At 39.5% G+C, this 12,638-nt stretch carries 8 protein-coding genes; 6 read left to right on the top strand and 2 right to left on the bottom strand.

The annotated features are described in order from the left end of the window. Positions 1 to 148 precede the first annotated feature (148 nt). The gene (locus PQ460_RS13015) at positions 149 to 1,186 is read left to right on the top strand and encodes a quercetin 2,3-dioxygenase (protein ID WP_274170056.1); all 1,038 of its coding nucleotides are present in this window, start codon (positions 149 to 151) and stop codon (positions 1,184 to 1,186) included. 74 nt (positions 1,187 to 1,260) lie between these two features. Next, the gene (locus PQ460_RS13010; protein WP_274170055.1) at positions 1,261 to 2,607 is read left to right on the top strand and encodes an MFS transporter; all 1,347 of its coding nucleotides are present in this window, start codon (positions 1,261 to 1,263) and stop codon (positions 2,605 to 2,607) included. 161 nt (positions 2,608 to 2,768) lie between these two features. On the opposite strand, the gene PQ460_RS13005 is transcribed toward PQ460_RS13010, so the two are convergent. Both PQ460_RS13005 and PQ460_RS13000 read right to left on the bottom strand, forming a co-directional pair. Then, entirely contained in the window at positions 2,769 to 3,992 is a 1,224-nt protein-coding gene (locus tag PQ460_RS13005) for a glycoside hydrolase family 16 protein (protein ID WP_274170054.1), read from the bottom strand. A 132-nt stretch (positions 3,993 to 4,124) separates the two neighbouring features. Beyond that, positions 4,125 to 4,994, bottom strand: a complete 870-nt coding sequence (locus PQ460_RS13000; protein ID WP_274170053.1) for a helix-turn-helix domain-containing protein — start codon at positions 4,992 to 4,994, stop codon at positions 4,125 to 4,127. A gap of 188 nt (positions 4,995 to 5,182) precedes the next feature. Between PQ460_RS13000 and PQ460_RS12995 the strand changes: the two genes are divergently transcribed. The 4 genes from PQ460_RS12995 (at position 5,183) to PQ460_RS12980 (ending at position 12,557) form a co-directional block, all read left to right on the top strand. Further along, positions 5,183 to 7,570 carry a glycoside hydrolase family 31 protein gene (locus tag PQ460_RS12995; protein WP_274170052.1) on the top strand — a complete coding sequence of 796 codons (2,388 nt, stop codon included), beginning with the start codon at positions 5,183 to 5,185 and terminating at the stop codon, positions 7,568 to 7,570. Between the two features lie 190 nt (positions 7,571 to 7,760). After that, positions 7,761 to 9,137, top strand: coding sequence for an aspartate aminotransferase family protein (locus PQ460_RS12990; RefSeq protein WP_443147156.1), 1,377 nt, complete (start codon positions 7,761 to 7,763; stop codon positions 9,135 to 9,137). Next, positions 9,137 to 10,579, top strand: coding sequence for an MDR family MFS transporter (locus PQ460_RS12985; protein WP_274170051.1), 1,443 nt, complete (start codon positions 9,137 to 9,139; stop codon positions 10,577 to 10,579). The genes PQ460_RS12990 and PQ460_RS12985 overlap by 1 nt, the downstream gene beginning before the upstream one ends. Before the next feature lies 1 nt (position 10,580). Next, the gene (locus PQ460_RS12980; protein WP_274170050.1) at positions 10,581 to 12,557 is read left to right on the top strand and encodes an IucA/IucC family protein; all 1,977 of its coding nucleotides are present in this window, start codon (positions 10,581 to 10,583) and stop codon (positions 12,555 to 12,557) included. Positions 12,558 to 12,638 lie beyond the last annotated feature (81 nt).

The following is a 12,638-nucleotide window of genomic DNA, read 5'->3' as shown; positions in this document are numbered from 1 at the left end:
ATTTCATAATCAGATGTCGCTTTTTCCTATTTTTTTGTCGTATTCAACTATATTTCAAATTTGGAGATTTAGCTACAATAAAATAGTACAAGAGATCAACAAACATGTTAACAGACTATATTAATCATCACCATTTCAGGAGGAACTTATGACAACAACATCATTAATTACACATTTACCAGATACGTTAGCCCCTTACTTACTTCGTAGAGGAGAAGGACAACGTTATCTTTTTGGTAAACAGTTAGCAACTGTGATAGCGAATTTTCAAAGTACAGGCGATATTTTATCGGCAGCTATTATTTCAGGGCCCAAAGAAGAATCGTTCCCGCTTCATACTCATCAACATACTTACGAATCTATCTTTGTATTAGAAGGTAAAGTTCAATTTGTTATCAACGGTCAAAGTCATCTATTATTGCCGGGTGATTATGCACATATTCCACCAATGACAGAACATGCGTATCAATTGCTTGCCCATCGTAATGCTTTTATCTCTTATTCGATTGCAGGGAATGTCACAGATATTTATGAAATATTAGGTCAAGCACACGCACCCTATGAGTATCCGGCTGTAAGCGATCATACGTATGCTACAGAACATCTACAACAGGCTGCGCAAACAGCAGATATTACTTTCGCTACATCAGAGACAGTATTTCCTGATTATGAATTAGTAAATAACAGTGTGATTCCAGATGCTGTCGAATCGTATGTATTAGAAAGTGGCGAAGGAACCAAATTGCTAACAGGTGACCAACTGCATCGTCTACTCGCAACGCAAGCTTCTACAAATGGGGATTATATTATGGTATCTACAGAAGGCCCTAAAGGAGACGCTATCGTATCCCATTATCATGAGCATCATACCGAGACATTTTTCTGTGTACAAGGACAGATGACGATGTGGGCGAATGGTGAAGAAGTTCAATTGTTACCAGGAGATTTCTTGCATGTGCCAGCAGGAACCGTACATTCTTACCGTCTGGATACACACTATACGAAATTTGTAGGTGTACTGGTAAGTGGATTGTTTGAACCGTTTTTCCGTTTGTTAGGTGATGAATATGAACATTATATCTTCCCTGATACACCAGGCCCGCTTCGTATGGATCGTGTGATTGCCAATATTCAATCACTTGATCTCAAAGTAGTTACTCCTCCGGGCGGTCACCGTCCAGAATAATAAGATAAAGGAAAGAATAGTGCTAGTCTGATGCCACCTGTAGAGAGTGTATAAGACTAGCACTCAGGTATATTATGAAAATTATCTATATTTTAGCGTTAGCGATGATTATCTCGGTTATGAATTCCACGATGTTTAACGTCGCTTTGCCTTCGATTCGTCACGATTTTGATCTTAGTAGCTCTCAAGTAAGTTGGGTAGTCACATCCTATATTATTATCTATGCGATAGGTTCGGTAACGTATGGCAAGCTAGCAGATAAATATCGGCTCAAAAATTTAATGACGATTGGACTATGTTTATTTGCGATAGGTTCTATTGTTGGGTTTGTCGCTTCAGATTATTGGATGGTGATTGCAGGTCGTATTCTACAATCCGCAGGTGCCTCTGTTATTCCAGCATCATCGATGATTATTCCTATTCGTTATATAGCTGCTGAAAAGCGGGGAAGAGCGCTTGGAATTACTTCTTCCGGCATGGCGCTCGGTACGGCGATGGGGCCGATTATCGCCGGCATGATTACCAGTTTTGCAGATTGGCGCTATTTATTTGCGATTTCTTTGTTATCGTTAGTGACTATTCCTTTTTTTCACAAATATCTCAATCAAGATCAAGTACGTCCGCTGAAAATAGACATCTGGGGTGGTATCCTATTAGCGACAACAGTCACATTGCTTTTATTAGCAATTACTAATGTCAGTCTTATTCTGGCTATTATCACGATTGTCATGCTAATTGTTTTTGTGATCTATATTCGTAAAGTGGATCAGCCATTTTTAGATCCGGCTATTTTCCGTAATTCGACCTATACAACGACGATGATTATCGCTTGTCTGGCGTTGATATTTAATCTATGTGTTCCATATCTGATCCCACAAATGTTAAGCAGTATTCATCAATTATCTTCATTTACAATTGGTCTGATTATGTTTCCCGGTGCATTGATCGCTGCTATATTTGGAATTGTAGGTGGACGGATTGCAGATAGCAAAGGAAATACATTTTTGCTACGAATTGCGTTTGTACTGCAACTGATAACATATGCTCTATTAGGGGTATTTACAGATCGGTCGTATTGGTTGATTATGGGGGTACTTGTGATCGGCAATACAGGGCTGACTTTTGCTCAAGTCGGGCTTGCCAATACAGTCTCTCGTACATTAGATGGTGCACAAGTAGGTGTCGGTATGGGATTATATATGATGTTAAGCTTTATTTCAGGAGCTATAGGTACAACGGTACTGGGATTAATATTGGATCGTGTGAAGTCTCCATGGTCTTTAAATAGTGTATGGTATGCTGGTGGAGCTAATACATTCAGCAATATTTTCTTAGTGTTTGCGATCTGGATCGCGATCATAATCCTCTTTTTATTCCGATATTTACGCGCTGCTAATCATAATTCTACAATTTCTAAATAATCATCTGATAACAACGTATAGATAATCACAATAATATTAATACAAAAAGGAAGCCTCGGTGTAATTCAAGGCTTCCTTTTTGTATATTAATCGTCAGCACAATAAGATAGATCTGACATCAACAATAGCTTATTCATTTTCAACAGAATAAGTTATCGATATTATTGCTTAATGACTTCAAAAGCTTCCCAACCGCTGACTGTACTGCGATTGGCAATAAGCGGACTATCTCCGTAATTGTCTGCACAGACATAGAGGTTATTCGCTAATGATTTGAATGTTCGCTTCCCATCCGCTGTGGTTCCCATTTGGAATGTTTCCCATGTTCCGATCGCAGTCTTATTAGCGATTAATGGGCTTGCACCGGTATTATCAGCGGATACATATTTATTGTTCGCCATAGAGCGTAGTGCAACATTATTATTACCAAGATCGATAAGCTCAAATTTTTCCCAATCACTGACTGTAGTAGAACGAGCTAGAAGAGGAGCATTTCCATAATCTTCAGCTGCTACATATTTGTTATTCGCTGTCGCTTTGAGTGCTACAATATTGCCTGTGTCTCCAGAACGTTGGAATACACGTACATAATCGATCGCGTATTTTTGTGGGAATGTAGTACTTGCGTCAGGATATCCAGGCCAGTTGCCACCTACAGCTAGATTAAGTAATAAGAAGAACGGTTTATCAAATACCCATTTGTTGCCGCCGATATCTGCTGATGTACGAGTATGATATAAATTATTATCAACATACCAGCGAATCACATTAGGTTCCCATTCAATAGAGAAGGTGTGATAAGCGTTGCTGATATTTTCACCGATTGTATACCCTGCGGATAGACCACCAGCACCGGAATAACCAGGCCCATGAATCGTTCCGTATACGGTATTAGGAGCATTAGGTCCTACATATTCCATAATGTCGATCTCACCGCTATTCGGCCACTGATTGCTACCGATATCGCTACCTAATGTCCAGAATGCAGGCCAGATTCCTTTACCGTAAGGCAGTTTGGCACGCATTTCGATTTTTCCATATTTCACATCAAATTTGCCAGCTGTTGTTAAGCGAGCAGATGTATAAGGAGCACCATTATAATTTTCTTTCAACGCTTGAATAATCAGATTGCCATTGTCCATATAAGCATTATTGGTACGATTGGTATAGTACTGTAACTCGTTATTCCCCCAACCACCAGCACCTGTTTCTGAATTCCATTTGGAACCATCTACACCTGTTCCATTTGATCCATTGAATTCATCTGACCAGATCTGCTTCCAAGTGCCTGCTGCTTCGGCTTCAGAGTTCCAAGTCCATGACCCTAGTAATGTAAATAAGCATAGCGTGGATAAAAGAATAGCAATCTGCTTGCGTATCAACATAAATACCCCACCTTTTATATGGTTTAATTTCCATTTTATTGTATTTTAAGGATGGAGAAAGATAAACTGCTTTTTACGACATACGTAGAAACACACACACTATACACAAAAATGCCCCTTCAGACCGTATATTTATTCTTTAATATGTTGAAGCCACCGACTAGGAGACATTTGCTTGTATTGCTTAAACACTCTGCCAAAATAATTTAAGCTTGCAAATCCGCAATGATATGCGACTTCACTGATATTCCATTGCCCGGAGCGTAACAACTGCTCTGCTTCATGAATACGTAACATATTGGTATAGTCGATAAATGTTTTGCCAGTCGTCTTTTTAAATAAATAACAAAAATAAGTAGGAGTAAGTTGACATAGATTCGCAGCAGTCTCCACAGATATATGTTCTCGGAAATGATGACTGAGATGCTGAAATAAAGGCTGCATATAAGATGGGTTCAGATTGGACTTTGGTAACTGGGTAAGATCCTGTTCTGCCATTCGATAAAGCCAACCAATACAAGCCAGTAAATACGATTTAATCAGCAGTTCTGAACCTTGCGTAGATTGCTCATACTCAATAATCATCTGTTGCAAATAAAACGTAATATGCTGAGATAATAGATGATTTCTGGTGAAAATCGCGGGCAGCGTCAGACGATTCTCTAAAAGCGGACGAATATAACGTGATTCAGTGTGATCCAATTGTATATTGCGAATCAATGCTTCGTTAAATACGATACATATCAGTTCAGTATCTTCTTCCAAAGGAAAAGCAGCATGAATCTGGCGTGTATTTACAAAAACAATATCTCCAACTGTAATATCTTGATGCTCAGTACCGACTTGAACACGAAAAGAACCTTTTTGTACAATCATCCATTCTAAATGTTCATGCCAGTGTAATGGAACCCAGCGCCAATTTGGTTCTGTAACATGAAAAATATTAATAGGAAATGTTTTATCAGGAATCTGTGTAATTTCATAAGGTGGTGATATCTCCATCTGCAATGAACCTCCGTTACAACCCATTTTCAATAAAATCGTAATATTGTGCGAATAATACATAGAATAGGCATAGGTTACTGTTACTCAAAAGTATACAATAATCTCATATGTAACCGTTATCAATTTTGGTTTATTTGCTGTCACAATGACTTCATACACTATATAGTATAGGAGGATAATAACGTATGATTCGATTATATGATACACCGTTACTTGGCGAACCGATAGACATGAGCAAAGAATTTGGACGTATCGAAAATACATATTTTATGGGAATGCGGGTAGAGGAATTCGATCCTGAGACAGCGACAGGTCAGATACGGTGGGAACGATATTCACGGAAGCCCCGATTGGATTTTGGAAAATATACATTACCATTTACCACCACAGAATCGTGGGAATTTCCAGCGTATGAAGAATCACCTTCTTTTCCTTTTTGTTTACAATTCGTCGATGCCAGAACAGTTCGGATTCGGTTAGCAACTCGCCAATCGAAGTTAGAACCCCGTCATAGCCTGATGTTAGTAGAACAGCAATTGCCTGTCAGTACAGAGTGGGCACTACATCAACATGATGCAGAACAGACTACGTATATCAGTGATTATGGTTCAGTGACGATAAAGTATGCTCCCTGGAAAATAGAATTTCGAGATGCAACAGGTAAGCTGTTAACACGTACACATCATTTAGCAGATCAGGCTTCTATTCTCAGTTCTGATCCAACACCGTTTTGTTTTATCCGATCTGCCAAAGATATGAATCGTAGTCTGGCGGCGAGTTTTGCTCTATCTCCAGGAGAACGTTTATATGGTGGTGGAGAATCCTTTTTGAAAATGGATAAGCGAGGACAAAAATTTAACTGGTTTACTTATGATCCATTAAGCGCCCAGACCGCAGATATGTATAAGCCGATTCCGTTATTATGGAGCAATCGTGGCTATGGTATGTTTTTTCATCATAGTTGTCCGATGACCTGTGATGTAGGGCATCATTTTGATGGAGCAAATACAATCTATATTGGTGAAGATGAGTTAGATTTATTTTTCTTTTTCGGTACACCCAAAGACATATTATCCAGCTACACCTCATTAACTGGCAAGTCTACCGTTCCGCCATTGTGGTCGTTCGGATTATGGATGAGTCGTATTACGTATCAATCTGAAAAAGAAGTAAGAGAAGTCGCTTATCAATTACAAGAGCATCAGATTCCTTGTGATGTCATTCATCTGGATACCGGTTGGTTTGAACATGATTGGCGTTGTGATTATCAATTTTCAAGCAGTCGATTTGATAATGCAGAGCAAATGATCACTGATTTACGTAAGCAAGGGTACCGAATCAGTTTATGGCAATATCCTTACTTTATGCCATCTAATCCTTTATACGAAGAAATCATTGAAAAAGGATATGCTATCAGTGATGGGAACGGTTATATTGCCGGAGAAGATGCTATTTTAGACTTTTCCAATCCTGAAGCAGTGAAATGGTATCAACAAAAGATCGCTGGACTGTTACATCTAGGAGTCAGTGCGATCAAAGTAGATTTTGGAGAAAGTGCACCGATTCATGGATCGTATTATTCTCGTCAGCAAGGATGGAAAGAGCATAATCTATATCCTCTTCGTTATAATCAAGCAGTCTCTGAGATTACGCAAAAAGTCACCGGCGAGTCTATTATCTGGGCACGTAGCGCGTGGGCGGGTAGTCAACGTTATCCGCTACATTGGGGTGGAGATGTAGAGAATACCGATAACGGTATGGCAGCGTCTTTGCGAGCAGGGATGTCTTTAGGATTAAGTGGTTTTACATTTTGGAGTCATGATATTGGTGGATTTGTCCATCAAAGTCCGCGAGAATTGTATCGCCGCTGGATGCCTTTTGGTATGCTGACTTCGCATAGTCGTTGTCATGGAGCACCACCCAAAGAACCGTGGCATTATGACGAAGAGTTTGTAGAAGATTTTAGAAAAGCAGTATCTTTAAAATACGGGCTAATGCCTTATATTTATACGCAATCTGTTCTAAGTGCAGAGCAAGGGATTCCATTGTTACGTCCATTATTACTTGAATATTCCAATGAGCCGGGTGCCTGGCAGATTGAAGATCAATATTTGCTAGGTACAGATCTATTAATTGCTCCAATCTTAGAACAAGGAACAACATCCAGAGATGTATATACTCCATCTGGAGAATGGATCGATTATCAGACAGGTCAGAGATATACAGGCTCGACATGGCATCATATAACAGAAGGTGAGATCCCGATTATTATACTGGTACGAGCAGGTAGCTTTATTCCACATGTACCGGTCGCTTTATCAACAGATGCTATAGATTGGACTGCTGTGGAGTGGCGTCATTATCTATCTAGCGAATCGCAAACACAAACAGAGCATTGGCAGATAGCACTGCCTATCCACAAGCATTATGTCTGGATTAGAGGTCAATTTATAGACCAACAGATCGTAGTAGATACTACATTACAATCAGATACACTTGATTCAACGCTTTTCAATCCAGAGGAAATACAGAAGCTTACCAGTCAGTGGACTTATCAAAAATATTCTAAATAATCTAAAGAAAAGACGATTTCTATATGCTCCTATATAGAGTCGTCTTTTTTGTGATAACGATTCCTAAAAATGAAGATGTAGTATTTGTACAAATACAGGACGTAAATGTCTATGGAGTCTAGTAATTTATTCCATATACTAGAGAAGTGCCTAATTGAAAATGATTATCAATATCAAAGGAGAGATTATGATGATAGAAACTGTAGATTCAGCCGTATCTCAAAATACACGTTATTTGCAAAGCCAATCTGAAAGAGAGTCTAATGCTCGTTCATACCCTCGCCGATTACCGATTGTGATCAAAGAAGCTGAAGGTATTCATATTACCGATATGGATGGCAAAGTCTATTATGATTGTCTGGCTGGAGCAGGAACTTTGGCGCTTGGACACAATCATCCTGTTGTGATAGAAGCGATGCAACAATTGCTGACCAGCAAACATCCGTTGCATACATTGGACTTAACGACTCCGCTTAAAGAAAAATTTGTAGAAGAAGTATTTGCAAGTCTGCCACCATCGTTTGCACAAAATGCCAAAATACAATTTTGTGGACCTACCGGTGGTGATGCGATTGAAGCCGCGATAAAGTTAGTCAAGACTGCAACAGGTAAGCGTAGCATTTTATCATTTCAAGGGGGATATCATGGATCGACCCATGCGGCAATGAGTCTGAGCGGTACATTGGGGCAAAAAGAACGAGTGAATGGACTAATCCCTGATGTTCACTTTATGCCGTATCCTTATGAATATCGTTGCCCGTTCGGAGTAGGAGGAGAACAGACCCATCAGATCAGTAGCAGTTATATCGAAAATCTTCTCGATGATCCTGAAAGTGGTATTGTATCGCCATGTGCAATGATTTTTGAAGTAGTACAAGGTGAAGGTGGTTCTATTCCTGCTCCTGTCGAATGGATACGCGAAATGCGCCGTATTACGCAAGAGCGCAATATTCCACTTATTATTGATGAAGTACAGACAGGACTAGGTCGGACAGGTAAGTTATATGCTTTTGAACATGCAGGAATTATTCCAGATGTATTGGTATTGTCCAAAGCAATCGGAGGAAGCTTACCGCTATCTGTAGTGATCTATAACAAAGAGTTAGATCAATGGAATCCGGGCGCTCATATCGGTACATTTAGAGGCAATCAGATGGCTATGGCAGCAGGACTTGCAACACTACGCTATATTCGTGAACACCATATCCCTGAACATGTGACTCAAATGGGTGCATTACTGGTAGAACAGTTGCAACATATTCAACAACAGACAGGATGTATCGGTGATATTCGTGGTCGTGGATTAATGATCGGTGTCGAGATTGTTAATGATCAGAAAATAATGGATCATCTAGGGCACTATCCTGCACATCCACAATTAGCAAGTCTGATTCAACAAGAATGTCTGAAACGTGGATTGATTCTTGAAGTCGGAGGTAGACACTCTACAGTAATGCGCTTTTTACCACCGCTGATTATTACACAAGAACAAGTGTTAGAAGTAACTCGTATTTTTGGTGAAGCTGTAACGACAGCGTATCAGACTTTGCAGACTTCTACATTATAATGAAGCATCACAGCTCTAGGTTTACTATTTCGTCTGAATGGATGATTTTATGTAGTATTTTATTAGGGACATTTACAGTGATTTTGAATAACAGCTCGCTCAATCCGGCTGTTCCTGAATTTATGAATGTTTTTCACAGTAGCGCTAGTTCAACAAGCTGGATTATTACTACTTTTCTGCTAGGTATGGGAATGACGATGCCATTAACAGGATATCTAGGAGATCGTTTTGGTAAAAAAACAATCTATTTACTCGGTCTACTTCTATTTATTCTGGGATCAGTACTTGGATCGCTATCCTGGAATCTAGTGTCTGTTATTTGCTTTCGAGGTTTGCAAGGTATTGCAGGCGGGCTAATGATTCCACTTTCGCTAGCAATCATATTTGATGCTTTTCCCAAAAATGAACGTGGTCGTGTAACTGGTATCTGGGGAATTGCAATTATGGTTGCACCTGCTATTGGACCGACAGTAGGCGGATTGATGATTGAATGGGGAAGCTGGCAGTCGTTATTTTGGATGAATGTACCGATCGGTCTGTTAGGGCTTATGATTGGGCTGAAATATTTGCCACACTCTGTTGCTGATCGTAAGCGTACTTTTGATAGGAGTGGATTTATTACAGTGACACTCGGAGTCGGCATTATTTTGCTAACACTGGGTCAAATTAAGCATCTAGCCGATATGGTTGTCTGGTCGAATCTGGTTCTTATAGGTGTAGGCATCGTGTTGTTAATTATCTTTGTACGTCTGCAATTAACCAAAGAGCAACCGCTACTGTATTTACGAATTTTCAATATTCCTATGTATGCGCTTAGTGTCGTCGTAGTGAGTGTACAGGCTATTGCGATGTTTGCTACGATTTTTATGGTTCCTTTACTGGTGCAAAATGTATACGGATATAGCGCTATGGTTACAGGGTTGGTGTTTTTACCGTCTGCGATTTTTACAGGAATATTTGTCCGTATTGCAGGTAAACATCTTGATCGTAAAGGGCCAAAAATGATTGTGCTTGTAGGTCTGTCGGTGACTTGTATCACTACAGCTATGCTTGGGATGCTCCAATTGGATTCACCACTCTGGGTGATCTTTGTACTTATGATATTGCGCGGAGTGGGCTTAGGATTATCCAATATGCCTGTAACAACAGCAGGATTAAATGCGATTCCTGAACAATTCGTATCTCAAGGTTCAGCAATGAATAATGTAATTCGCCGTATGACTTCTTCGCTTGGTATCGTGATTATTTCGGTCTATTACGAAGTTCGACGTACTCAGCTTATCGGATATGGCAATTCCGATGCCATCAGTACATTGCATACGATCAATGAAGGATTTTGGGTATTGAGTATCATCATTTTAGTAACAATTCCGGCTGCCTTTTTTATGCGTCAGACAGCAGAACCGACGAAGTCTATTCATCATACGAAAAGGAGTGCATAATGTGTCTTCTGTAGATACCCGTCATAATAACAGTAAAATACAGCAAACAACGGATAATCACAATTGTATGAATTCATATCAACATCATCTGCATACCGATCATCTGCTGGCATTGACTTCAACAATACAAGCATTGCTTAACAGTTATTTGCGAGAAACGAAGCAATTTGATCCTAAGATCACCACTGTACTTCAGAATTTCCCGCTATTACAACAGCACATTGTATCTGAACAACAGTTGGAAAGTGAACAGCCGTATACATCTATATTGATTCAGCTTCCTTTTACAGAACGCTGGATACAGACAGGGATTACGTATGATTCGCTTATCGGACAGCATCATTATATCGATACATTTGTATTGATCAACGAGCAACAAGTAGCAGAAGTGATAACGGCTGTGCAATTGATTGATTACGTTATAGAAGAATTAAGTCATTATACAGAGACCGAGCAACGTGATTCGCAAAGGCAATTGATGCGAGCACGAATCCAGAACAGTCTCACCAAAATGGAACATTATTATAATCATCATCTATCTCAGCATCCTGTAGATAAACAAGATTATATCTATTCAGAACAATCGCTGATTGCAGGTCATCCGTTTCATCCATTTCCCAAAAGTTCCGAAGGGTTCTCATTATCTGAACTATCACTGTATAGCCCGGAAATGGGAGCTAGCTTTCAATTGTATTATCTAGCTGTACATTCTGCATATATAGATGAACACTGGTTACACGAGCAAGCAAGACAAGAATCTATCTCGCCAGCAGTACGTCAGCAAGCCCAAGAACGATTAGGATCGCTGTGTGATCACTATCATTTATTACCGGTGCATCCGTGGCAAGTGAACTATATCCAGACATTATCTATCGTGCAACAAGCGATACAGAATCAACACATTATTTTACTGGGATCGTTAGGTGATGAAGTATATCCGACTTCTTCTGTCAGAACAGTATGGAATAAGCAAGACGGCAGAGGATACAAGTTGCCTTTGCATATCCGAATTACCAATCTTATTCGTGAAAATACAACCGAACAAGCCCAACGTACAATCGATGCAGCTCGAATTATAGATCATCAACGGACAGATATTGAATCAAATCATTTCAAAGTATTAACAGAAACAGGGTATAGCTCGGTGAAAGTACAGTTGCTACTTACACAATTGAATACTGATCGATCTCTTAATGATGGATTAGATCATAACAAGTCAGCTAGTCATAATCAGACTAATGATGATATCCAGATGACATTAGCAGAACAAGAACAATGGACTTCTGCTATGACAGTGATTTATCGTCCACAACGTATTGATCCTGAGCATACGTATGTAGTGGCTTCACTATTAGAAAAAGCACCTCATTCTGACGAACCCAAATTAATATCGGTTATTGGGCAGGGTTCGGCAGATACAATGCCTGATCTATCCTTATGGTTATCACACTATACAGAAATAACATTTTTATCGTTATTACGTGTTTTTGCAGATTACGGAATAAGCTTTGAAGCACATCTACAAAATTCGTTAATTTCTTTAAAAGATGGATTGCCTGCTTGTTATTATGTACGTGATCTGGAAGGAGTAAGTATTGATCGCACTTGCCCGGCGGTAGAAGAGTGGATACAGCCTTTGATCGAGGCAGACAGTCATGTGTTATACGATTCTGATACAGCATGGCTTAGAACACAATACTATTTTGTAGTCAATCATTTAGGCTCGCTTATTCATACGATTGCTCACTATGAACAGTGCAGTGAACAGCATTATTGGAATATCGTACAACAGCAATTGATTAGATGGAACGAACAAGCACAATCAACACAACATGTCCGTCTTTCCCGTCTGATTGAATCTTTACTACACGTAGAAACGTTACCAGCTAAAGCCAATTTTATTAGTTGTTTTCAAGCCAAAGGAGATCAGCCTTCTTTTCTCGATATTCCTAATCCTTTATATATAGCCAACAGATAATCAACCGATTTTGCAATGCTTACTATTGCTTATCGTATGACTGCAATTTGATACAAATACTACTACTCTTATTTGAGGTGA

Origin of the sequence: Paenibacillus sp. KACC 21273, assembly GCF_028736095.1 — a bacterium.
GTDB classification, from domain to species: domain Bacteria; phylum Bacillota; class Bacilli; order Paenibacillales; family Paenibacillaceae; genus Saccharibacillus; species Saccharibacillus kyungheensis.
This window is presented reverse-complemented; position numbering and strand designations above follow the sequence as displayed.

What these genes read in the sequence shown, in the direction of transcription:
- PQ460_RS13015 (WP_274170056.1), top strand. Translation starts at nt 149, where the DNA reads ATGACAACAACATCATTAATTACACATTTACCAGATACGTTAGCCCCT.
- PQ460_RS13010 (WP_274170055.1), top strand. Translation starts at nt 1,261, where the DNA reads ATGAAAATTATCTATATTTTAGCGTTAGCGATGATTATCTCGGTTATG.
- PQ460_RS13005 (WP_274170054.1), bottom strand. Translation starts at nt 3,992, where the DNA reads ATGTTGATACGCAAGCAGATTGCTATTCTTTTATCCACGCTATGCTTA.
- PQ460_RS13000 (WP_274170053.1), bottom strand. Translation starts at nt 4,994, where the DNA reads ATGGAGATATCACCACCTTATGAAATTACACAGATTCCTGATAAAACA.
- PQ460_RS12995 (WP_274170052.1), top strand. Translation starts at nt 5,183, where the DNA reads ATGATTCGATTATATGATACACCGTTACTTGGCGAACCGATAGACATG.
- PQ460_RS12990 (WP_443147156.1), top strand. Translation starts at nt 7,761, where the DNA reads ATGATAGAAACTGTAGATTCAGCCGTATCTCAAAATACACGTTATTTG.
- PQ460_RS12985 (WP_274170051.1), top strand. Translation starts at nt 9,137, where the DNA reads ATGAAGCATCACAGCTCTAGGTTTACTATTTCGTCTGAATGGATGATT.